Origin of the sequence: Sphingomonas pollutisoli, assembly GCF_029167165.1 — a bacterium.
GTDB classification, from domain to species: domain Bacteria; phylum Pseudomonadota; class Alphaproteobacteria; order Sphingomonadales; family Sphingomonadaceae; genus Sphingomonas; species Sphingomonas pollutisoli.
Genome location: NZ_JARFNJ010000001.1, coordinates 449466 through 468157 on the forward strand (window position 1 = coordinate 449466; position 18692 = coordinate 468157).

Annotated in this window: 17 protein-coding genes; 4 read left to right on the top strand and 13 right to left on the bottom strand. The window is 67.3% G+C overall.

Annotated features, from left to right (window positions below; all coding sequences use genetic code 11):
- Positions 1 to 55: 55 nt before the first annotated feature.
- Together PX554_RS02110 and PX554_RS02115 are read right to left on the bottom strand one after the other, a co-directional pair.
- Entirely contained in the window at positions 56 to 2626 is a 2571-nt protein-coding gene (locus tag PX554_RS02110) for an HWE histidine kinase domain-containing protein (RefSeq protein ID WP_093225145.1), read from the bottom strand.
- Positions 2627 to 3175: a biliverdin-producing heme oxygenase gene (locus PX554_RS02115; protein WP_275498546.1), complete on the bottom strand. Its 549-nt coding sequence runs from the start codon at positions 3173 to 3175 to the stop codon at positions 2627 to 2629.
- A gap of 139 nt (positions 3176 to 3314) precedes the next feature.
- Between PX554_RS02115 and PX554_RS02120 the strand changes: the two genes are divergently transcribed.
- On the top strand, positions 3315 to 4976 hold the full coding sequence (locus PX554_RS02120) for a hypothetical protein (protein WP_275498547.1): 1662 nt from the start codon (positions 3315 to 3317) through the stop codon (positions 4974 to 4976).
- An 83-nt stretch (positions 4977 to 5059) separates the two neighbouring features.
- Positions 5060 to 5563 carry a DUF1993 domain-containing protein gene (locus PX554_RS02125; RefSeq protein WP_093225140.1) on the top strand — a complete coding sequence of 168 codons (504 nt, stop codon included), beginning with the start codon at positions 5060 to 5062 and terminating at the stop codon, positions 5561 to 5563.
- Here the strand turns inward: PX554_RS02125 and PX554_RS02130 are convergent.
- The 8 genes from PX554_RS02130 to PX554_RS02165 all read right to left on the bottom strand — a co-directional run bounded on the left by PX554_RS02130 (position 5533) and on the right by PX554_RS02165 (position 15024).
- Positions 5533 to 6189, bottom strand: coding sequence for a trimeric intracellular cation channel family protein (locus tag PX554_RS02130; protein WP_275498550.1), 657 nt, complete (start codon positions 6187 to 6189; stop codon positions 5533 to 5535). The two genes, PX554_RS02125 and PX554_RS02130, sit on opposite strands and share 31 nt — an antisense overlap.
- 262 nt (positions 6190 to 6451) lie before the next feature.
- Positions 6452 to 7843: a dihydrolipoyl dehydrogenase gene (gene lpdA, locus PX554_RS02135; RefSeq protein WP_275498552.1), complete on the bottom strand. Its 1392-nt coding sequence runs from the start codon at positions 7841 to 7843 to the stop codon at positions 6452 to 6454.
- 113 nt (positions 7844 to 7956) lie between these two features.
- Entirely contained in the window at positions 7957 to 9165 is a 1209-nt protein-coding gene (gene odhB / locus PX554_RS02140; protein ID WP_275498554.1) for a 2-oxoglutarate dehydrogenase complex dihydrolipoyllysine-residue succinyltransferase, read from the bottom strand.
- A 107-nt stretch (positions 9166 to 9272) separates the two neighbouring features.
- Positions 9273 to 12209, bottom strand: coding sequence for a 2-oxoglutarate dehydrogenase E1 component (locus tag PX554_RS02145; protein ID WP_275498555.1), 2937 nt, complete (start codon positions 12207 to 12209; stop codon positions 9273 to 9275).
- Positions 12210 to 12357: 148 nt separating this feature from the next.
- Entirely contained in the window at positions 12358 to 13242 is an 885-nt protein-coding gene (sucD, locus tag PX554_RS02150; RefSeq protein WP_093225133.1) for a succinate--CoA ligase subunit alpha, read from the bottom strand.
- 61 nt (positions 13243 to 13303) lie between these two features.
- The gene (gene mdh / locus PX554_RS02155) at positions 13304 to 14266 is read right to left on the bottom strand and encodes a malate dehydrogenase (RefSeq protein WP_093225131.1); all 963 of its coding nucleotides are present in this window, start codon (positions 14264 to 14266) and stop codon (positions 13304 to 13306) included.
- A 117-nt stretch (positions 14267 to 14383) separates the two neighbouring features.
- Positions 14384 to 14698 carry a hypothetical protein gene (locus tag PX554_RS02160; RefSeq protein ID WP_275498558.1) on the bottom strand — a complete coding sequence of 105 codons (315 nt, stop codon included), beginning with the start codon at positions 14696 to 14698 and terminating at the stop codon, positions 14384 to 14386.
- The gene (locus PX554_RS02165) at positions 14698 to 15024 is read right to left on the bottom strand and encodes a YbjQ family protein (RefSeq protein ID WP_275498560.1); all 327 of its coding nucleotides are present in this window, start codon (positions 15022 to 15024) and stop codon (positions 14698 to 14700) included. The genes PX554_RS02160 and PX554_RS02165 overlap by 1 nt, the downstream gene beginning before the upstream one ends.
- Positions 15025 to 15235: 211 nt before the next feature.
- On the opposite strand from PX554_RS02165, the gene PX554_RS02170 reads away from it, so the two are divergent.
- Entirely contained in the window at positions 15236 to 15664 is a 429-nt protein-coding gene (locus tag PX554_RS02170; RefSeq protein ID WP_275498562.1) for a hypothetical protein, read from the top strand.
- A gap of 51 nt (positions 15665 to 15715) precedes the next feature.
- On the opposite strand, the gene zapE is transcribed toward PX554_RS02170, so the two are convergent.
- The 3 genes from zapE to PX554_RS02185 all read right to left on the bottom strand — a co-directional run bounded on the left by zapE (position 15716) and on the right by PX554_RS02185 (position 17908).
- The gene (zapE, locus tag PX554_RS02175) at positions 15716 to 16834 is read right to left on the bottom strand and encodes a cell division protein ZapE (RefSeq protein ID WP_275498564.1); all 1119 of its coding nucleotides are present in this window, start codon (positions 16832 to 16834) and stop codon (positions 15716 to 15718) included.
- A gap of 10 nt (positions 16835 to 16844) precedes the next feature.
- Positions 16845 to 17627: a succinate dehydrogenase iron-sulfur subunit gene (locus PX554_RS02180; RefSeq protein WP_093223676.1), complete on the bottom strand. Its 783-nt coding sequence runs from the start codon at positions 17625 to 17627 to the stop codon at positions 16845 to 16847.
- A 128-nt stretch (positions 17628 to 17755) separates the two neighbouring features.
- Positions 17756 to 17908 carry a hypothetical protein gene (locus PX554_RS02185; RefSeq protein ID WP_176787122.1) on the bottom strand — a complete coding sequence of 51 codons (153 nt, stop codon included), beginning with the start codon at positions 17906 to 17908 and terminating at the stop codon, positions 17756 to 17758.
- A gap of 27 nt (positions 17909 to 17935) precedes the next feature.
- Between PX554_RS02185 and PX554_RS02190 the strand changes: the two genes are divergently transcribed.
- Positions 17936 to 18679, top strand: a complete 744-nt coding sequence (locus PX554_RS02190) for an SDR family NAD(P)-dependent oxidoreductase (RefSeq protein ID WP_093223675.1) — start codon at positions 17936 to 17938, stop codon at positions 18677 to 18679.
- Positions 18680 to 18692: the final 13 nt, after the last annotated feature.

Consider the following 18692-nt stretch of genomic DNA (forward strand, 5'->3'; position numbering starts at 1 on the left):
GCCCGGCGACACCCGGCGCGAAGGGTGAGGGCGAACCGCCCCGGTTCCGCGAACCTCACCCGCCGCGGTGGCTGGCGATCAGCGCGTCGAGCGCCCGCGCGACATTCTCCAGCGTATAAGGCTTTTGCACCACGCTGCGCCCGCGATGGTCCTCCGGCAGTTGCGCCTGCTCGCCATAGCCGGTCGCGAATACGAACGGCACGCCCAGCGCCATCAACCGGTCGGCCACGGGGAAGCTGTTGCGATCGCCGAGATTGATGTCGAGCATCGCCACGCCGGGCGCGTGCTGCTCGATCGCGTCGAGCGCTCCTTCGACGGTCGCCACCGTCGTCACCGTCTCGGCGCCGAGCCGGGTCGCGATATCCTCGGCGTCGAGCGCGATGATGAGACTGTCCTCGACCAGCAGCACGTCGAACCCCGCCAGCACCTTGTCCGGCGGCGCCTGCGGGTGGCCGGGCGCCGGGCGCGGATAGCGGATCGCCGGCCCGGCGACGCTTTTCGCCTGCGAGACGTGGCGCGCGGGAATGCGGAAATGCGCCTCGACGCCATCGGGATCGTACGCGATCCGAGCCGTCCCGCCGAGATCATAGGGCACCGAACGGTCGATGATCGTTGTGCCGAAGCCCTTGCGCGTCGGCGCCCGCACCTGCGGACCGCCGCTTTCCTGCCAGGTGATGACGAGATCGTCATTCTCGTCGCGCCGCCAGCCGATCCGCACCTGCCCCTTCGGCACCGACAGGCTGCCATATTTGGTCGAGTTGGTGACGAGTTCGTGGATCACCAGCGCCATCGTCGAATAGGCTTGCGGGTTGAGCAGCACCGGCGTCCCCTCGGACACCACGCGCTCATATTCATCCACGAACGCCGCCACTTCGGCGTCGATCAGCGCCTGGATCGGCGCCGGCCCCCAATGGTCGTCGGTGATCTGGTTGTGCGCGCGCGCCAGCGCGTGAATGCGCCCGTCGACCATCTTGACATAGTCCCGGACCGCGTCGTCGGAAGGCTGCGACTGACGGATCAGCCCCCGGATCACGCCGAGAATATTGCGGACGCGGTGGTTGAGTTCGGCGATCAGCAATTCCTGCCGCGCGCTCGCCTGCTGCCGCTCGGCCGAAGCCTCGTCGGCGAGCCGCAGCACAACCTCGATCAGCGTCGCCCGCAGCGTCTCGGCGACGCGCAGTTCCGACGCGGAGAAAGGCTGTGACCGCCCCTCGACGCGCTCCTTCCACTCCTCGAAGCTCTGGCGCGGTGTGAGCCGTGGCCCGTTGGGGCCATATTCGACCGGCTTGTGCGGATCGCCTCCCCACCGCACCGATCGCACCAGTTCCGAGCGGAACAGCACGACGTAATCGCGCGGAGACCGCGAGATCGGGATCGCCAGCAGCCCCGCCGCGCTCGGCGCGAAACGCTCCGCGCCCGGTACCAGCCCGGCGATATGGTCGGTCGCATAGACCTTCCCCGCCGCGGTGCCGTTGAGCGCGCGGATGATCCGGCGGAAATCGTCGAGCGGCGGCGTCGTGCCCGAAAAGGCGTGATTGCCCGCGATCCATACGCCCACGCCATCGGCCGGAATCGCGTGCGTCAGGATGTCGCCCAGCCAGTCGGGATCCTTGAGCAGCGTCTCATCGGACGCGACCGCGCCGAGCAACTGGTCCGAAATATCGCGCGCGCGCCGTTCATATTCGACCGTCGCCTGCCGCTCGCGGCTTTCCAGCCGCATCGAGAACATCTGCGCGAACAGCTCGCTAACCGATCGCCGCTCGAACGACGGGCAGAGCGGGGCATAATGGTGGCAAGCGAACAGCCCCCACAATTTCCCGTCGACGAGGATCGAGATCGACATCGACGCCTCGACGCCCATGTTCTTGAGATATTCGATATGGATCCGCGAGACCGCGCGCAGCACCGACAGCGACAGGTCGAGCGGCACCCCCGCCTCGTCGCGTGCCGGGATGATCGGCACCGGCGCAGCGTTCACGTCGGTGATGACGCGCAGCAGGTTGCGCTTGTAGAGTTCGCGTGCCTGCGCGGGAATGTCGCTGGCGGGGTAATGCAGCCCCAGGAACCGGCCGATGCCGGGGCGCACCGCCTCCGCCACCACCTCGCCGGCGCCGTCCGGCGCGAAGCGATAGACCATGACGCGGTCGAACCCGGTCAACGCGCGGATCTGGCGCGCGCCTTCGCGGAAGAACGCGGTGAAATCGTCGCATTGGTCAAGCCGCGCGATCATCGCGCGGACCATGCCGGTCGCATCGCCATGTTCGTTGGAGGCTGGCTCGGCCTCGATCACGATCTGCCCGCCCGACAGATGGATCGCCACGTCGAAGGTGCGCCCGCCCTTGACGATCTCGCAGTCGAACATCCGCTCGACCGCATCGACCCCGCGCAGCATCGCGGTGCGGTTGCGCAGGTCATGAACGACCCGCGCCTCGAAGATTTCCGTGAGCGGGCGCCCGATCAGATCGTCGGGCGCGAAACCGATGAAGTCGGCGGTGTTCGCCGAGACCCGCGCGATCATCCAATCGGCGGTGAGCGCGAGCAGGAACCCGATCGGCTGGATCGCGCCGAGGATGTGGATCGGCTCGCGATCGCAATTGGTCAGATCGACCGGTACGTTTTCGTCCACTCAGTCCGCCCTCAGATAGCGTTGCCCGCTGCTTTCGAAGAGCATGAACACACGAGACGCCGATTCGACCGCCGACGATCGTTCGCCAGGCGAAATTAATCTATATTGAAGAAGGTCTAACAGATCACGCCAAGTCGCGACTTGATCTGAAGCAAGAAAACTCTTCGGGAAATCGGCGGGCACGTCGCGCGCCAGCATCGCCCCGCCGAGCCGCGATCCTTCCAGCACGTACACGCCGCCGAGCACCGCCGCGTCGTCGTCGAACCCAACGTCCGCCTCGTCTTCGGGCACGGCGACACCGAGCGCGGCGAGATCGGCGGTGAGCCGCGACGCCCGGCGGCGCGTCTCCCAATCGGGCACGATCCGCGCGGCACCGGCCCGGGCGAGCGCCGCCTCGACCGGAAGATAGGCGCCCGCCTGCGCTTGCAGGAAACGGGCATAATCGACGCGGTTGGTCAGGTCGGCGCGCGAGAAGACGGCATCGACCCGCTCGTGATGCGCCGCAGTCGCGGCGCGCAACGCGCCGCGGGCGGAGAAAGCGGAACTCATCACCCCATCCTATGCCCAAATCGCCCGCCGCGCAAAGCACGCGGTGCCCCAAACCCGGCATGAACGATGAAGCCAGACCGCGTTCAGGCGCGTTGTGCGACCTCAAGAGCCCGTCTCGGCCTTCGATGGAGCATGACAGATGTTTCGAGCGCGAGAAATGTTCATCACCGTGAGCGCGCTGGCGCTTGCCGCCTGCAATCCGCAGGCGACGCGGAACGATCAGGCCCCTGCGCCCGACAACGGCACCGCTGTCGCGACCGGCAACGCCGCGGCGCTGCCGCCGCTGCCGCAGGTCCAGCCGCTCGTCAGCGGCCCCGCCGCCCCGGTCCGTACCGCGCCCGCCGCCGCCGCGCTGCCGATACCGCGGCGGATCGCCTACGCGCCCGCCCCGCCGGCGGACACCTACGCCTGGATCGACCGCGCCGATCGGATCAGCGACACGATCGGCGACGCCCCGCCCGATTACGCGTTCGATTACGATGGCGGCGTCCAGCCCTATGGCTGGGACGTCGCGGGCGGTTACCGCACCTATGCCGAACCGGTCGACGGCGGCTATCGCTATTATTACTACCAGCCGGGCGACGACGCGCCGTATCTCGTGCGCGATCCCGAATATAGCTACGGCTATTCGGGCGGGCGTGTCGTGACCGTCTATCGCGACGGGCGGGCGCTCGACGCAGCCGAGGCGCAGCGCCGCGCGGATGACGCCGCCCGGTATTACGCCCGTGCGCGAGCGCTGTACGTGGCCGCCGATCGGCGCGAACGCCGTGGCGTCGTCGCCGCGCAATGGGCCGAACGCCGCGCGCAGATCGCCAGCCAGCGCGCCGCCTGGGACCGCGCACGCGCGGAGGACGCGGCGTGGCGCGCCTATCGCGCCAGCCATGATGCCGAAGGCGCCGCGCAACTCGCCGCCGAACGCGATCGGCGCGCGCAAGCCGCGCAGCGCTTCGATCGCTGGCAACAGCAGGGCGGTCGCGACGCGCCGCCGCAGCTCTACGCGCAGCAGGCCGCGTTCCAGGCACAGGCGCGGGACGCGCAACGTCGCGACGCCGCGATCGCACGCGATGCGCAGCTTCAGCAACAGCGCATCCAGCAGCAACAAGAGTTCGCCGCGCGGCAGCAGCGGCTGAACGCCGCCGCGCAGCAGGCGCAACAGCAGCGCCTCGCCGAGCAGCAAGCCGCGCGCCAACGCGCCGATCAGCACCACGCGGATCTCGATCAGCGCCGGCAGGCGCAGCAACAGGCGCAGGCGGCGCGCCAGCAACGCGAGGTCGCCGACCAGCGCGCGCAGGCGGAGCGCCAGCAGGCCATTGCCCAGCAGCGCCAGCAAGCCCAGACCGAGCGCCGGCAGGCGATCGAACAGCAGCGCGCGCAAGCCCAACAACGCGCAACGCAGGCCCGCGCGACCGAACAAGCGCAACGCGCTCAGGCGCACGCCGCCGCGCAACAACAGGCGCAGGCCACCCGCCAACAGGCCGCCGAACAGCAGCGCGCGCAGGCCCAGCAACGCGCCGCACAGGCCCGCGCGGCCGAACAAGCGCAACGTGCTCAGGCGCACGCCGCCGCGCAGCAGCAGGCACGGGCCGCCCGTCAACAGGCCACCGAGCAGCAGCGCACGCAGGCCCAGCAACGCGCGGCACAGGCCCGCGCGGCGGAACAGGCGCAACGCGCCGAGGCGCACGCCGCCGCGCAGCAGCAGCGCCAGCAGGCGCTGGCGCAGCGCGCGCAGGCCCATCCGCCGCATCCGCCCGAGCCGGGCCACCCCGCGCGGCCCGAAAACCCGCGGCGCGATCCGCACTAGGCGCTTGCCGAGCCGGCGGCACGCGCCCATGTCGGCGCGGCGCCGCCGGACGGTTCAAGGCGCGCGAGGAAGGAAATCGATCCGTGCTCAGCCTCTATACCGTATCCGTGCCGATCTTCGTGCGTGGCCTCAAGAATCTCGATCACCTGCTCGTCAAGGCGAGCGATTGCGGCATCGATCCGCAGGCGTTGCTCGAGGCGCGGCTGATCGAGGACATGCCGCCGCTGCCGCGTCAGGTGCAGATCGCATGCGACACCGCCAAGTTCGCCGCCATGCGCGTGGGCGGCGCGCCCGCGCTGCCGATGGCCGACGACGAAACGACGCTCCCCGAGCTGCGCGCGCGGATCGCGCGGACGCTCGCCTATCTCGACAGCGTCGATCCCGCCGGCTTCGACGGACGCGAGGATGCGGAGGTCGTCCTGAAGCTGCCGAGCAGCGAACTCACCTTCACCGGGGCCAGTTACATCACCGATTTCGCGCTGCCCAACTTCTTCTTCCACGTCACCACCGCTTATGCGCTGCTGCGCATGAAGGGGGTGGGCATCGGCAAGATGGATTATCTCTCGGGCGGCGTCGGCGTCGCCTGATCGCGCCGATACGCGGGGAGCGCGATCCGCCAGCGGATCGCCGCCGCGCGCAGCGCGAACCCCGCCACCGCCGCGACGGGCGCAGCCACCGTCGGCGGCGCGCCGAGCACGACCAGCGCGACATGCGACCCCGCCGCCAGCGCCCCCGCCGTCACGTAGAGTTCCGGGCGCATCAGGATCGACGGCTCGCCCGCCAGCACGTCGCGGATGATCCCGCCGACGCATGCGGTAACGACTCCCATCAGCGCCGCCGGGATTGGCGGCACCCCGAACGCGAGCGCCTTGGCCGCGCCGAACACCGCATAAGCCGCCAGCCCGACCGCATCGAGCCACGCCAGCGTCGCGCCTCTCCACCAGCGCGCCGGCGTCCACCACACCAGCACCGCCACCCCCAGGCACACGCCCGCGACGAGCGGATCATGCACCCAGAACACCGGCACGCCGATCAGCAGATCGCGCACCGATCCGCCCCCGACTCCGGTGATGAGCGCGAAAAAGGTGGCGGTGACGAGCGTCTGGTTGCGCTGCGTCGCCGCCAGCGCGCCGGTGCTGGCGAACACCGCGATCCCGAACAGATCGAGCCACGGAAGGATCGAACCGACCTGCCAGGGAAGCGCGGGGTGCATGGTACGGAGTGTAAGGCCGCCGTCCTGCCAGCGGAAGCTGTGATCTCAAGGCGACCCGTTGGTGTGGGGTCGCCATCATCGTCGCCCCGGCGAAGGCCGGGGCCGCCGTATTGCGGGCGGATCGCTTGCCAAGCCCTCGGCCGGCCCCGGCCTGCGCCGGGGCGACGATTCGGGTCAGCGCCGCGGGCGAAGCCCGCGTCGTCGGCCGGCGCTGGAGCGCCGCCGGCCGGGCAAGCCCTTTGGATTCACATCTAAGCTGCGCTTAGATGTGAATGGGCTTGCCGCGCACCGCCATCGCCGCTTCCTTGATCGCTTCCGAATGGGTCGGATGCGCGTGGCAGGTGTAGGCGATGTCCTCGCTGGTCGCGCCGAACTCCATCGCCTGCGCGGCCTGCGCGATCATCGTGCCGGCAACGCTCGCGATGCACCACACGCCGAGCACGCGGTCGCTCTTGGCGTCGGCGATGATCTTCACGAAGCCGTCCGGCTCGTGGTTGGTCTTGGCGCGGCTGTTGCCGAGCATCGGGAACTTGCCGACCTTGATCTCGCCGCGTTCCTTGGCGACTTCCTCGGTCAGCCCGACGCCCGCGATCTCGGGCCACGTATAGACCACCGACGGGATCACGTCATGGTTGACGATGCCGGTCTGCCCGGCGATGTTCTCGGCGACCGCGATGCCCTCGTCCTCGGCCTTGTGCGCGAGCATCGGCCCCGGCACCACGTCGCCGATCGCCCACACGCCATCGACCGCGGTCTTGAAGCGGTGATCGATCTCGATCTGCCCGCGCGCGTTGGTGGCGAGACCGGCCTTCTCGAGCGCGAGTCCGTCGGTGTTCGGCTTACGGCCGATCGACACCAGGACGACATCGGCCGAGATCGTCTCGGCCGCGCCGCCGGCGGCTGGCTCAACCGTCAGCGTCGCACTGTCGCCCTCGACGGTGACGCCCGTCACCTTGGTCGACAGCTTGAACTCGATGCCCTGCTTGCGGAAGATCTTATTGGCTTCCTTGCGGACATCGCCGTCGAAGCCCGGCAGGATCTGGTCGAGATACTCGACCACCGTCACCTTCGCGCCGAGCCGCCGCCACACCGACCCCAGTTCGAGCCCGATCACGCCGCCGCCGATCACGACGAGATGCGCGGGCACCATGGGAAGTTCGAGCGCACCGGTTGAATCGACCACGACTTTCTGGTCGATCGTCACGCCCGGCAACGGCGTCACCGACGATCCGGTCGCGATCACCACGTCCTTGGCGGTGACGGTCTGCTCGCCGACCTGGACGGTATGCGCATCGACGAACGCGCCGCGACCCTTCAGCCACGTCACCTTGTTCTTCTTGAACAGATATTCGATGCCGCCGGTGAGCTGCTTGACCGCATCGACCCGCTGCGCGTGCATCGTCGGCAGGTCAAGTTCGGGCGTCACCTTGATGCCGAGCTTGGCCATCGCGCCGTTCGCGGCGGCGTCGAAATATTCCGACGCATGCAGCATCGCCTTGGAGGGGATGCAGCCGACGTTGAGGCAGGTGCCGCCCAGCGTCTCGCGGCTCTCGACACACGCAGTGCGCAGACCCAGCTGCGCCGCGCGGATCGCCGCGACATAGCCGCCGGGGCCGGACCCGATCACCAGAACGTCATAGTCGAATTCAGCCATTTAACTTCTCCGTCGCCCCGGCGAAGGCCGGGGCCGGCCAATGGTGTTGCGCCACATCGCGCAGCGGCTCCGGCCCCAAAAGACATTTTGGCACCGGAGCGACGTCTATATAGTTACAGGTCGATCAGAATGCGCGTCGGGTCCTCGATCGCGTTCTTCAGCGCGACCAGGAAGGTCACCGCCTCGCGGCCGTCGATCAAGCGGTGATCGTAGCTGAGCGCGAGATACATCATCGGCCGCACGACGACCTGACCGTCGCGCACCACCGGACGTTCCTCGATGCGGTGCAGCCCGAGCACCGCCGCCTGCGGCGGGTTGATGATCGGGGTCGACATCAGCGAGCCGAACACGCCGCCGTTCGAGATGGTGAAGGTGCCGCCCTTCATCTCGTCCATCTTGAGCGTGCCGTCCTTCGCGCGCTTGCCGAAGTCGCCGATCGTCTTCTCGATCTGCGCGACCGACATCTGATCGGCATCGCGGATCACCGGCACGACGAGGCCGCCCGGACCCGACACCGCCACCGAGATGTCGGCGTAATCGTGATAGACGATCTCGTCGCCCTCGATCGACGCGTTGACGCTGGGGATGTCCTTCAGCGCCATCGTCGCGGCCTTGGTGAAGAAGCCCATGAAGCCCAGCCGGACGCCATGCTTCTTCTCGAACAGATCCTTGTACTTGGCGCGCGCCTCGATCACCGCCGTCATATCGACGTCGTTGAAGGTGGTGAGCATCGCCGCGGTGTTCTGCGCGTCCTTGAGGCGTTTGGCGATCGTCTGGCGCAGCCGCGTCATGCGGACGCGCTCTTCCTTGCGGCCGGTCGCGGCGGCGACCGAGGGCGCGACCGGCAGCGGCTCGGCGGCGGCAGGCGCGGCGGCCGGCTTGGCGGCGAGCACGTCGTCCTTGGTCAGGCGGCCATCCTTGCCCGTGCCCTTGAGGTTCGACGGATCGATCCCGGTCTCGAGCACGGCGCGGCGCACCGACGGCGAGAGCGCGGCGGGCGTGTCGCTCGGCTGCGCAGGCGCCTGCTGGCCGGCGGTCGCGGGTGCGGCGGCCGGCGCGGCGGCGGGCTTGGCGGCGGCGCCGTCACCCGCCTCGATCGTCGCGATCATCGCGCCGACCTCGACGGTATCGCCGACCTTGACCGCCCATTCCCCCATCACCCCGGCGACCGGCGCGGGCACTTCGACCGAGACCTTGTCGGTCTCGAGGCTGGCGATCGGCTCATCGGCCTTGACCGCCTCGCCCGGCTTCTTGAGCCATTCGCCCAGCGTCGCTTCGGTGATCGATTCGCCCAGAACGGGGACTTTGACTTCGGTTGCCATCGCTATCTTCCTCGTTCCCGGCTGCGGCCGGGGTCAGTTCGCGCACTGGGTCGCGTGCGCACATTCACCCATCGGCGGCCGCCCCGGCGAAGGGGCGGCCGGCCGCGTCAGTTCTTTCGCGCGCGGCGGATTTCACCGCGCACATTGTGGCCGAGCGCCTCGGCGACGAGCGCACCCTGCTCGACGAGATGGCGTTTCATCAGCCCGGTCGCGGGCGATGCCGCCGCCGCGCGACCGGCGTAGCGCGCCCGCTTGACCGGGCTGTCCGCCGCACCGAGACATGCCTCGATGAACGGCTCGACGAAGAACCACGCGCCGTTGTTCTTCGGCTCTTCCTGCGCCCACACCACCGTCTCGAGGTTGGGCATGGTCTTGAGCCGCGCGGTCAGCGCCTCGCTCGGGAACGGATAGAGCTGCTCGACCCGGACGATCGCGGTGTTCTTGTCCTCGGCGGCGTCACGCGCCTCGATCAGATCATAGGCGACCTTGCCGGTGCAGAGCACCAGCCGCGTCACATCGGCATCCGCCGGCGCCGAAGGATCGGAGAGCAGCCGCTTGAAGTGGCTGTCGCCGAGGAAGTCAGCCGTTTTCGACACCGCGAGCTTGTGGCGCAGCAGCGATTTGGGCGTGAACACGACCAGCGGCTTGCGGAACGGACGGTGCATCTGCCGGCGCAGCAGGTGGTAATAGTTCGCCGGCGTGGTGCAGTTCGCGATCTGGATATTGTCCTGGGCACAAAGCTGAAGGAAGCGCTCCATCCGCGCCGAGCTATGCTCCGGCCCCTGCCCTTCGTAGCCGTGCGGCAGCAGCATCACCAGGCCGTTGGCGCGAAGCCACTTGCTCTCGCCCGAAGCGATGAACTGGTCGATCATGATCTGCGCGCCATTGGCGAAATCGCCGAACTGCGCTTCCCAGATCACCAAAGTCTTCGGGTCGGCGAGCGCATAGCCATATTCGAAACCGAGCACGCCATATTCGCTCAAGGGGCTGTCGAGCACCTCGAAACGGCCGTGCGGGATGGTTTCGAGCGGGCGATATTTGTGCTCGTCGGTCTGGTCGGTCCACACCGCGTGCCGCTGGCTGAACGTGCCGCGCCCCGAGTCCTGCCCCGACAGACGCACGCCATAGCCCTCGGACAGCAACGAACCGAAGGCGAGCGCCTCGCCGGTCGCCCAGTCGAAATTCGCGCCGCTCTTGAACATCTCGCGCTTGGCGTCGAGCACGCGCGCGAGCGTCTTGTGGATCGTGATGTTCTCGGGGACCGTGGTGAGGGTGCGCCCGATCGAGTCGAACAATTTCTGTTCGATGCCGGTCTCGACGCTACGCCGCGCGGTCTCGGCATCGGCCGGCGCGTGCAGCCCGGACCAGCGTCCGGCGAACCAGTCCGCCTTGTTGGGCTTGTATGAGGCACCCGCCTCGAACTCGCCTTCGAGCAAGGTGGTGAATTCGCTGACCGTATTGTCGATCCAGGCGCGATCGACCACCTTCTGCGCGATCAGCTTCTCGCCGTAGATTTCGCTGACCGGCGGATGCTGGCGGATCTTGGCGTACATCAGCGGCTGGGTGAAGCCCGGCTCGTCGCCCTCGTTGTGGCCGAAGCGGCGGTAGCACCACATGTCGATCACCACGTCGCGGTGGAAGCGCTGGCGGAACTCTATCGCCATCTTGGTCGCGAAGGTCACCGCCTCGGGGTCGTCGCCGTTGACGTGGAAGATCGGCGCCTGCACGCCCTTCGCCACATCCGACGGATAGGGCGATGACCGCGCGAACTGCGGCGAGGTGGTGAAACCGACCTGGTTGTTGATGATGAAGTGGACGCAGCCGCCGGTGTTGTAGCCGCGAATCCCCGAGAAGCCGAGGCACTCCCAGACGATGCCCTGCCCCGCGAAGGCGGCGTCGCCGTGGATCAACACCGGCAGCGAGGCGGTGTGCGTCTCGAGATCGTTGGAGATCGTCTGAATCGCGCGCGTTTTACCCAGGACGACGGGATCTTCCGCCTCGAGGTGCGACGGGTTGGCGACCAGCGACATATGCACGCTGATCCCGTCGAACTCGCGGTCGGTCGAGGTGCCGAGATGGTATTTCACGTCGCCCGAACCGGCGACATCGTCGGGATTGTCCGAACCGCCGCCGAATTCGTGGAAGATCACGCGGAACGGCTTGGCCATCACGTTCGACAGCACGTTCAACCGGCCGCGATGCGCCATGCCGAACACGATCTCGCGCACGCCAAGCGCGCCGCCATATTTGATGACGCTTTCCAGCGCCGGGATCATGCTCTCGCCGCCGTCGAGGCCGAAGCGCTTTGTGCCGACGTACTTCTTGCCGCAGAAGCGCTCCCACTGCTCGGCTTCGATCACCTTGTTGAGGATCGCCTTCTTGCCGATCTCGGTGAATTCGATCGCCTTGTCCTGGCCCTCCATCCGCTCCTGGAGGAAGCGGCGCTCCTCGACATCGGCGATGTGCATATATTCAAGGCCGACATTGCCGCAGTAATTGGCGCGCAGCGTCGCGACGATGTCGCGGACGGTCGCCCATTCCATGCCGAGCGTACCGCCCATATAGACCTTGCGGTCAAGATCGGCGCCCGAGAAGCCGTGATACTCCGGCGTGAGGTCGGCGGGCAGTTCGCGCGAGGACAGGCCGAGCGGATCGAGCGTCGCGGCGAGGTGACCGCGCACGCGGTAGGTGCGGACCAGCAGCATCGCGCGGATCGAATCGGCGGCGGCGCGGACGATGTCGGCTTGCGAAGCGGGTGCGGCGGCCGGCGCGGCGGCGGGCTTGGCGCCACCCTTGGCGGGCTTGGGAGCCGCTTCCATCTGCGTCGGGTCGAGCGCCGCGGTGAGATCGTCGGTGCTGGTGAGCGGCCAGTTCGCACGCTCCCAGCTCGGGTTCTGCGCGATGCCGTCGAGACCGTCGAACAGGCCACGCCATGCCGGCTCGACGCTTTCGGGGGAGGTCTTGTAGCGCGTGTAGAGCGTCTCGATGAACGCCGGGCTCACCCCGGCTGCGATATCACCGAAATCCTGGCCTTCGTAGCCCATAGTCTTCGTCCTTCTTCCCCTCTCCCCTTGTGGGAGAGGGAGGGGCCCAAGCGAAGCTTGGGAGGGTGAGGGGGAACGGACGTACCGCCTATCCCCCTCATCCGGCCCTTCGGGCCACCTTCTCCCACAAGGGGAGAAGGGTTTAGGGTTAGCCCTTCAGCACCGCGACCAAAGTCTCGCCGAGCAGCGAGGGGCTGTCCGCCACCTTGATGCCGGCGGCTTCCATCGCCGCGATCTTGTCCTCGGCGCCGCCCTGGCCGCCCGAGACGATCGCACCGGCATGGCCCATGCGACGCCCGGGAGGCGCGGTGCGGCCCGCGATGAAGCCAGCCATCGGCTTCTTGCGGCCACGCTTGGCCTCGTCGCGCAGGAACTGCGCGGCTTCCTCTTCGGCCGAGCCGCCGATCTCGCCGATCATGATGATCGACTGCGTGGCGTCGTCGGCGAGGAACAGTTCGAGCACGTCGATGAAGTTCGTGCCGTTGACCGGATCGCCACCGATGCCGACCGCCGTGGTCTGGCCGAGACCCGCGTTGGTGGTCTGAAACACCGCCTCATAGGTAAGCGTGCCCGAGCGCGAAACAACGCCCACCGAGCCCTTGGAGAAGATGTTGCCCGGCATGATGCCGATCTTGCACTCGCCCGGCGTCAGCACGCCCGGGCAGTTCGGGCCGATCAGCCGCGACTTGGAGCCCGACAGCGCGCGCTTGACCTTGACCATGTCGAGCACCGGAATGCCTTCGGTGATCGCGACGATCAGCGGGATCTCGGCGTCGATCGCTTCGAGGATCGAGTCGGCCGCGAAGGGCGGCGGCACGTAGATCACCGACGCGTCGGCGCCGGTCTTGGTCTTGGCCTCGAGCACGGTGTCGAACACCGGCAGGTCGAGATGGGTGGTGCCGCCCTTGCCCGGCGTCACGCCGCCGACCATCTGCGTGCCATAGGCGAGCGCGGTCTGCGTGTGGAAGCTGCCGGTCTCACCGGTCATGCCCTGCGTGATGACCTTGGTATTCTTGTCGACGAGAATGCTCATGCGGCACTTTTCCCTGAAACGAGGACACGGCGCGGAGAGCTTCCGCGCCGCCGGAGGTCAATCAATTGAGCGAGGGGTCGATCGCCTTGCAGGCGACCAGCAGTTCCTTGACCGCATCGACCGAAACGTCGAGGTTGGCCTTGGCCTCGTCCGACAGCGCGATCTCGACGACCTGCTCGACGCCGCCCGCGCCGATCACGCAGGGCACGCCGACATAGAGGTTGTCGACGCCGTACTGGCCGGTCAGATGCACCGCCGCCGGCAGCACGCGCTTCTGATCGTAGAGGTAGCTCTCGGCCATCGCGATCGCGCTGGTCGCGGGCGCGTAGAAAGCCGAGCCGGTCTTGAGCAGCGCGACGATCTCGCCGCCGCCGCCGCGCGTGCGCTTGACGATCGCGTCGATCTTCTCCTGCGTCGAACGGCCCATCTTGATGAGATCGGGGATCGGGATGCCCGACACGGTCGAATATTCGATCACCGGCACCATCGTGTCGCCGTGGCCGCCGAGCACGAAGCTGGTGACGTCCTTGATCGAGACCTGGAACTCTTCGGCGAGGAACGCCGAGAAGCGCGACGAGTCGAGCACGCCGGCCATGCCGACCACCTTCTCGTGCGGCAGGCCGGAGAATTCGCGCAGCGCCCACACCATCGCGTCGAGCGGATTGGTGATGCAGATCACGAAGGCGTCCGGCGCATTGGCCTTGATGCCCTCGCCGACCGACTTCATCACCTTGAGGTTGATGCCGAGCAGATCGTCGCGGCTCATGCCCGGCTTGCGGGCGACGCCGGCGGTGACGATGATAACGTCCGCGCCCGCGATATCGGCATAATCGTTGGTGCCGATGATCTTGGCGTCGAAGCCTTCGACCGGCGCGCACTGGGTGAGATCGAGCGCCTTGCCCTGCGGAACGCCCTCGACCACGTCGAACAGGACGATATCACCAAGGGACTTCAGCGCGGCGAGATGGGCGAGCGTGCCGCCGATATTGCCTGCGCCGATGAGCGCGATCTTCTTGCGGGCCATTGTCATCCTTTCCGGATCGTTACGGGCCGCGCGCGCGGCCTTATGCCATCTGACGCGGCGCGGCTTAGGCCGGATTGCGCGCGAGGGCAACCGCTAAAGGATTCCCCGCGTAGCTTATTATTGCAATTCATTCGTAGGTGCATTAACAGAGTCGCCCTCAAGGACGTAGCGGCGCTCGCCGCTGCTCGGACTGACCCACACCACCATCACCCTGCCCGACGCGTCATCGATGAACCGCTCCGGCGTTTCGCGCCAGTCGCCATCCGCCGGCCGCTCGCGCGCCGCGCCATAGCGCGCGCGTTCGAACACCACCCCCGCCAGCACCGCCCCGGTCCAGATCACCGCCGGCCATTGCGTGGGCGCGAACGCGGCCACGACCAGCGCCACGGTGAACGCCACCATCGCCGCCACCGTCACGAACACGCGCAGCATCACTCGGGCGCCGGATCGAGGATGACGGCGGTGCCATACGCGACCACCTCGTTCATCGACTGCGCGATCTCGCCCGAGTCGAACCGCATCATCACGATGGCGTTGGCGCCCATCACCGTCGCGTTCTGCACCATCCGGTCGATCGCGTGACGGCGCGTATCTTCGATCAGCCGGGTATATTCGGGGATTTCCCCGCCGACGATCGAGCGCAGGCTCGCGGTGATGTTCCCGCCCAGTCCGCGACTGCGCACGACGACCCCGAACACAGGGCCGAGCGTTGCACGGACGGCATGGCCGGGGACGTTTTCGGTGGTGGCGACGAGCATGGCGATCCTCCTTCACGACGGCGTCATACGTTAGCCACGCCGATCGATCGCCGCACGCAAATTGACAGGCTGGACAATGTTTCCCAAATGTTCCGGACACTCAGGGACAGGAGTCGGCATGTCGAAGCGACGTCCGCCGTGGACGTCTTGTTCACGATCAACTGCCGACCAGAAAGTCTGAAGCTCCCAAACGCATGTAAAGGGATTAGCCGTGGCAAACGATGAGACGCAAAGCCTGCTCACTCAGATCGGCCACCTCCTCGCGGAAGACACCGAATATCCCTTGGACGGAACGCTGCTCTACGCCCAACTGGACCATAACATGGTGGCACCCTCGATCTTCAAGGATCGGGGCAACCACATCCTGTACCGTCGCCCCGACCTGGATCGTATCGGCGATGCGCTGCTGGATTTATGGGAAACACAAACATCCGAGCCACGATGGGCGGAGATCGAATACGTGATCCGCGGCGACACCTTCAACGCGACCTACACCTATCCAGACGAAATTCCGCCCGTCGGCCCCGACGAGGGCAGTCTGGACCGACGCGCCCGTATCGTGGCTCGGCATTTCGGCGACAAGCCGATCGTCTACCCACCTTGGGATGATGACGACGGCGTGCCGCAATACACGCCTTGAAGCATCGATCGTGATCGACTGCGGCGGGCGACCACAGCCGCCCGGCGCGCCTCAACTTCCCGCCGAGCCATGCCCCTGCGCGAGATAGTCGTCCGACTGCATCTCCTCGAGCCGGCTCACCGTGCGCTCGAACTCGAAGCGGCCGTCGCCTTTCTCGTATAGCCGATCCGGCTCGGCATCCGCCGCCGCGAGCAACTTGACCTTATGCTCGTACAAAGCGTCGATCAGCGCGACGAAGCGCGCCGCCTCGTTGCGGTTCTCCGGCCCCAGCTTGGGGATGCCGACGAGGATCACGGTATGATAGCGCCGCGCCACCGCAAGGTAATCCGCCGCGCCGCGCGCCTCGCCGCACAGCCGCTTGAACGAGAACACCGCGACGCCCTTGATGCTCTTGGGCACATGCAGCGTGCGCCCGCCCTCGACCGGTATGTCCTCGGCGGGCACGTGCGCGCGGTCCTCGACCGGAAAGTCGGTGAGGCGGAAGAAATCGCCCGACAGCAACGCGGTTGCCTTCGGGCCATTGGGCACCAGCCAGGTGTCGATCTTGCCGAGCCGGTCGCGCCGGTAATCCACCGGTCCGTTGAGCGTCAGCACGTCCATCCGCTGCTCGATCAGATCGATGAAGGGCAGGAAATGCTCGCGGTTGAGCCCGTTCTTGTAGAGGTCGCTCGGGCGCCGGTTGGAGGTGGTCACCACCGTCACGCCTTCGGCCAGCAATTGCGTGAACAGCCGCGACAGGATCATCGCGTCGGGGCTGTTGGTCACCATGATCTCGTCGAAGGCGAGCACGCGCGTCTCCTCGGCGATCGCGCGCGCGGCGGGCACGATCGGATCGCCGACTTCCTTCGCGCGCTCGGCGGCGATGCGACGATGCACTTCGAGCATGAATTCGGAAAAATGCACGCGGCGCTTGCGGCGGATCGCGAGGCTGTCGAAGAACAGGTCCATCAGCATCGACTTGCCGCGCCCGACCCCGCCCCAGATATAGAGGCCGCGCACCGGATCGGGCTTGCGCCCGAGCATCTTCCACAGCGTCGAACCGCGCTTGGGCACCGCCTCGAGCTCGGTCGCGAGCGAGTCGAGTCGCGCCGCCACCGCCGCCTGTTCGGCATCGACGCGCAACTCGCCCGAGGCAACGAGCGCGGTGTACCGCGCAAGAACGCCACTCATGCCGCGCGCCTTACAGGATGCGCTCGGCTTCCATCTTCTTGATCTCGGCGATCGCCTTGGCCGGGTTCAGCCCCTTGGGGCAGACGTTCGCGCAGTTCATGATCGTGTGGCAGCGATACAGGCGGAACGGATCTTCGAGCTGGTCGAGCCGTTCGCCGGTCATCTCGTCGCGGCTGTCGGCGAGCCAGCGATAGGCCTGCAACAGGATCGCCGGGCCGAGGAACTTGTCCGAATTCCACCAATAGCTCGGGCATGAGGTCGAGCAGCACGCGCACAGGATGCATTCGTAGAGCCCGTCGAGCTTCTCGCGGTCCTCGGGGCTCTGCAGCCGCTCCTTGCCGGGATTGGGCGTGACGGTCTGCAGCCAAGGCTTGATCGACGAATATTGCGCGTAGAAATGGGTGAAATCGGGAACGAGATCCTTGATGACGTCCATGTGCGGCAGCGGCGTGATGCGGATGTCGCCCTTGATGTCCTCGATCGCGGTGGTGCAGGCGAGGCCGTTCTTGCCGTCGAGGTTCATCGCGCACGATCCGCAGATGCCCTCGCGGCACGAGCGGCGGAAGGTCAACGACGAATCCTGTTCGGACTTCATCTTGATCAGCGCGTCGAGCACCATCGGGCCGCAGGTGTCGAGATCGATCTCGAACGTGTCGTAGCGCGGGTTCTCGCCGGTGTCGGGATCGTAGCGGTAGATCTTGAAGGTCTTGACGCGCTTCGCCTCCGCCGACGCCTTGTGGACCTTGCCGGTCGCCTTGGGCTTGCTGTTCGCGGGAAGGAAGAATTCGGCCATTGTGATCGGTGTCCCGTGGCTGGTGAGCGACGACGCGCTGGTCTTGCAATGCCGTTACACAAGCAAGCGCCGCCTCGCAAACATTCCGTCGCGCCCCGCTACGCCGACGCAACGCGAGACGTAAAATATTATACCGATTGGTAGATAATCTTGATCGAAATAGCAAACGCATGAAATTGCTTGCTCTTTCCATAAACGACCGTGTGGGGGCCGCCAAGATGCGGCTTGATCCGCAGCCGCGCCCTGCCATCTTTCGCCGCAGCACGGAAAAGACCCGCCATCCGGAGGGTCCGCACAGGGAGGTTCTCATGAGCACCAGATTCGAAGGCAAGAAGGCGATCGTCACCGGCGGCTCGCGCGGCATCGGCGCCGCCATCGCCAAGCGCCTCGCCGCGGAAGGCGCCGACGTCGCGATCACCTATGGCGGCAACCAGGAAGCGGCGAACGTCACCGTCGCCGCGATCACCGCCGCCGGGCGGCGCGGCCATGCCATCCAGGCGAACGCGGGCGATGCCGCCGCGCAGGCGGCCGCGATCGGGCAGGCAATCGACGCGCTCGGCGGGCTCGACATCCTCGTCCACAATGCCGGCGTGTTCGAGATGGCGCCGGTCGATCAAGCCGACAACGCCGCGTTCGATCGCATCTTCGCGGTCAATGTCAGCGGCGTGCAGGCCGGCACCGCCGCCGCCGTGCCGCGCATCAGCGATGGCGGGCGGATCATCATCATCGGCAGCATCAACGCGCATCATGCGATCGCACCCGGTCTGGCGCCCTATGGCGCGTCCAAGGCGGCGGTCGCGGGGCTGGCGCGCGGCTGGGCGCGCGACCTCGCCAGCCGGCGGATTCTCGTCAACGTGGTCCAGCCCGGCCCGGTCGATACCGACATGAACCCCGCCGATGGCGCGATGGCCGCGCAGTTCACCCAGATGATCCCACTCGGCCGCTATGGTCGCGCCGAGGAGATCGCGTCGGTCACCGCCTTCCTCGCCAGCGACGAGGCATCGTTCATCACCGGCGCGACGCTTGACGTCGACGGCGGCGTCTCGGCCTGACGAAACCGGGGGC

Coding starts and splice junctions, on each gene's coding strand:
- PX554_RS02115 (WP_275498546.1), bottom strand. CDS start 3,175: ATGAGTTCCGCTTTCTCCGCCCGCGGCGCGTTGCGCGCCGCGACTGCG.
- PX554_RS02120 (WP_275498547.1), top strand. CDS start 3,315: ATGTTTCGAGCGCGAGAAATGTTCATCACCGTGAGCGCGCTGGCGCTT.
- PX554_RS02130 (WP_275498550.1), bottom strand. CDS start 6,189: ATGCACCCCGCGCTTCCCTGGCAGGTCGGTTCGATCCTTCCGTGGCTC.
- lpdA (WP_275498552.1), bottom strand. CDS start 7,843: ATGGCTGAATTCGACTATGACGTTCTGGTGATCGGGTCCGGCCCCGGC.
- odhB (WP_275498554.1), bottom strand. CDS start 9,165: ATGGCAACCGAAGTCAAAGTCCCCGTTCTGGGCGAATCGATCACCGAA.
- PX554_RS02145 (WP_275498555.1), bottom strand. CDS start 12,209: ATGGGCTACGAAGGCCAGGATTTCGGTGATATCGCAGCCGGGGTGAGC.
- sucD (WP_093225133.1), bottom strand. CDS start 13,242: ATGAGCATTCTCGTCGACAAGAATACCAAGGTCATCACGCAGGGCATG.
- mdh (WP_093225131.1), bottom strand. CDS start 14,266: ATGGCCCGCAAGAAGATCGCGCTCATCGGCGCAGGCAATATCGGCGGC.
- PX554_RS02160 (WP_275498558.1), bottom strand. CDS start 14,698: ATGCTGCGCGTGTTCGTGACGGTGGCGGCGATGGTGGCGTTCACCGTG.
- PX554_RS02165 (WP_275498560.1), bottom strand. CDS start 15,024: ATGCTCGTCGCCACCACCGAAAACGTCCCCGGCCATGCCGTCCGTGCA.
- zapE (WP_275498564.1), bottom strand. CDS start 16,834: ATGAGTGGCGTTCTTGCGCGGTACACCGCGCTCGTTGCCTCGGGCGAG.
- PX554_RS02180 (WP_093223676.1), bottom strand. CDS start 17,627: ATGGCCGAATTCTTCCTTCCCGCGAACAGCAAGCCCAAGGCGACCGGC.
- PX554_RS02185 (WP_176787122.1), bottom strand. CDS start 17,908: ATGGCGGGTCTTTTCCGTGCTGCGGCGAAAGATGGCAGGGCGCGGCTG.
- PX554_RS02190 (WP_093223675.1), top strand. CDS start 17,936: ATGAGCACCAGATTCGAAGGCAAGAAGGCGATCGTCACCGGCGGCTCG.